1 protein-coding gene is annotated in these 298 nt (G+C 62.1%); it reads left to right on the top strand.

The genetic code is table 11. The features are described from left to right. A partial coding sequence (locus EN850_RS35525) for an AraC family transcriptional regulator (protein ID WP_136093070.1) occupies window positions 1–277 on the top strand: 277 nt, incomplete at its 5' end. Window positions 278–298: the final 21 nt, after the last annotated feature.

Genomic DNA, 298 nt, shown 5'->3' with positions numbered 1-298 from the left:
CGAGCTTGGGATGAGCGAACGCACGCTGCAGCGGCGGATAACGGAAGACGGAACGAGCTTCCGCGAGCTTCTCGTCAACGCGCGACAGGAACTCGGCCGGCAGCTCTTGTCGGATCCTTCTGCCGATATCGACGAAGTGGCCTGCCTGCTCGGTTACCAGGACGAGAGTTCCTTCTATCGTGCTTTCCGTGAGGGGGAGGGCACGACCCCCAATCGTTGGCGGGACCTCAATTTCGATGGCTTCAAGCCGGCGGCTTCAGGCAGCTTCCTGCAATAGCCAAGGCTGGCCAGCGCCGTC

The sequence above is a fragment of the Mesorhizobium sp. M8A.F.Ca.ET.207.01.1.1 genome (assembly GCF_004794715.1).
Classification (GTDB): domain Bacteria; phylum Pseudomonadota; class Alphaproteobacteria; order Rhizobiales; family Rhizobiaceae; genus Mesorhizobium.
Note: the sequence above shows the minus strand (reverse complement) of the source record. Positions and strands in the feature narration are given on the sequence as shown.